The 2,341-nt window shown below is 65.4% G+C and carries 2 protein-coding genes; one reads left to right on the forward strand and one right to left on the reverse strand.

The annotated features are described in order from the left end of the window. A partial coding sequence (locus EOA28_RS32650) for a tetratricopeptide repeat protein (RefSeq protein WP_128315698.1) occupies positions 1-1,378 on the forward strand: 1,378 nt, incomplete at its 5' end. A gap of 22 nt (positions 1,379-1,400) precedes the next feature. On the opposite strand, the gene EOA28_RS32655 is transcribed toward EOA28_RS32650, so the two are convergent. Beyond that, the gene (locus EOA28_RS32655; protein ID WP_126082398.1) at positions 1,401-2,147 is read right to left on the reverse strand and encodes a cytochrome c biogenesis CcdA family protein; all 747 of its coding nucleotides are present in this window, start codon (positions 2,145-2,147) and stop codon (positions 1,401-1,403) included. Positions 2,148-2,341: the final 194 nt, after the last annotated feature.

Genomic DNA, 2,341 nt, shown 5'->3' on the forward strand with positions numbered 1-2,341 from the left:
CGCCGCCCGCCTCGAAAGCGTCGCCGATCCAGGCACCGTGGTCGTCTCGGGTACCGCCTACGACCACCTTCAGGGCAAGCTCGACTGCGGCTTCACGCCGCTTGGCGACCTGCGCCTCAAGAACATCGAGCGGCCCGTGCGCGCTTACCGCGTCGAGGCCGACGCCAGCGCCGCACCGCCTCCCCTGCCCGAGAAACCCTCGATCGCGGTTCTGCCCTTCACCAACATGAGCGGCGACCCCGACCAGGAATACTTCGCCGACGGGCTGGTGGAAGACATCATCACGGGATTGAGCCGGGTGGACTCCTTCTTCGTGATCGCCCGAAACTCGTCCTTCACCTACAAGGGCCGGGCCGTGGACCTGCGCCAGGTCGGGCGCGAGCTGGGCGTCCGCTACGTGCTTGAAGGCAGCATCCGCCGAGCAGGTTCGCGGGTTCGCATCAGTGGGCAGTTGGTGGACGCGATCAGCGGGCACCATGTCTGGGCCGACCGCTTCGAGGGCGATATGTGCGACATCTTCGACCTGCAGGACAAGGTGACCGAGAGCGTCGTCGGCGCTGTCGAGCCGAGCATCCGGCTGGAGGAAATCAAGCAGGCGCGCATGAAGCCGACCGACTACATGAGCGCCTACGACCTCTACCTTCGCGCGCTGCCGTGCTTCTACAGCATGACCCGCGAAGGCTTTGCCGACGTGCGACGGCTCACCAACGAGGCGCTCAGCATCGATCCTGGCTTCAACTTGGCGAAGGCACTCGGCGCCCATATCCGCAGCATCTCCGTGAGCCAGTGCTGGCACGAGCCCGACGATACCAGAGTCGCCACGCGCATGGCGCGCGAGGTACTGCCGGAAGCGCGCGACGACCCCACGAGCCTGCGCTTCGCCGCGCAGGTCATTGCCTACAGCGCGAAGGACTACGAGATGGCGCTGGCCACTATCGAACGATCCCTGCGGCTCAATCCCAATTCGGCGCAGGGCCATACGAGCTGCGGCTGGGTCAACGCACATTCCGGCCGCCCGCTCGTCGCTATCGAGCATTTTCATAGGGCAATGCGGCTGAGCCCGGTCGATCCCGAGAAAGGCATCGCGCTCTCGGGCATCGGGATGAGCTACCTGATGCTCGAGCGCTACGAGGAAGCGCTGGCATGGGGTGAACGCGCGCTGCACGAGATGCCGAACTACGGCTCCTCGCACCGGGTGGTGATCATGGCGCTGGTCAAACTCAATCGGTTGGACGAGGCGCGGGCGGCGGCGCAGCGGCTGATGGAGGCGTTCCCGACCTACACGCTCACCCTGCAGAGACAGATCAACCCATGGCAGGACAAGGTGTTCGGCGAGCGTTACGTCGAGGCCTTGGGCGTCGCCGGCGTGCCGGAGTGATCGTCGCGCATAAAATGGCAGCCTACCCCAGTCGCCCCAGCACCGGGAAATTCTCCAGCAGCCAGTAGGACGCACTCTGCACGCCGCCCGTGAGGAAAAATACGCCGGCGACGACCAGCAGCGCGCCGATGCCCTTCTCGACGCGGCCGAGATGGACGCGGAATTTGCCGAGGAAGCGCATGAACGCACCGGAAAACAGCGCCGCGATCAGGAACGGGATGCCCAGCCCGAGCGAATAGGCGGCGAGCAGCAGCGCGCCCTCGCCGACCGTCTCGCGCCCGCCGGCCAAGGTCAGGATCGGCCCCAGCACCGGCCCGATGCAGGGCGTCCAGCCAAAGGCGAAGGCCAGACCCATGACATAGGCGGCGACCATGTTTGCGGGCTTGCCCTGCGACTGGAAGCGCGCCTCGCGCGACAGCAGCGGAATGCGCAATATGCCCAGAAAATTCAGCCCCATGATGATGATGAGTGCGCCAGCCGCCATCGCCAGCGGCTCCTGCCAGACCCGCAGCAGCCTGCCGATGGTCGAGGCGCCGGCGCCCAGCGCGACGAACACCGTGGAGAAGCCGAGCACGAAAGCAAGCGAGGCATAGAGCAGCGCGCCACGCGTGCCTTCCCGCGCCGTCATGGCATGATTGCCGCGGAAATCGTCGACCGACACGCCGGCCATGTAACAGAGATAGGGCGGCACCAGCGGCAGCACGCAAGGCGACAGGAACGAGATCGCTCCCGCCCCGACCGCGCTGACATAGCCGATGTCCAGTGCCATTCCATGAGTCCCGATTGTGCTGGCGTCGATATAGCGATGCGGGCGTGCGCCTGCCAATCACCATTGTGTGGCAAGTCGCCGCTTCGCCAAAGGAAGAAACGGGCTCCACAACGCGTTGACCGAATGAGCGCGCGACTGCCGCGCGCTTGTTCAGGGAGATTTATCATGAAAATGATCGCACTCGGGTTTGCCGC

Origin of the sequence: Mesorhizobium sp. M2A.F.Ca.ET.067.02.1.1 (genome assembly GCF_004023285.1) — a bacterium.
In the GTDB taxonomy this organism is placed as follows: Bacteria; Pseudomonadota; Alphaproteobacteria; order Rhizobiales; family Rhizobiaceae; genus Mesorhizobium.

Bases quoted from the DNA above. Each gene is read 5' to 3' on its own strand.
- EOA28_RS32655 (WP_126082398.1), bottom strand. From the start codon at position 2,147: ATGGCACTGGACATCGGCTATGTCAGCGCGGTCGGGGCGGGAGCGATC.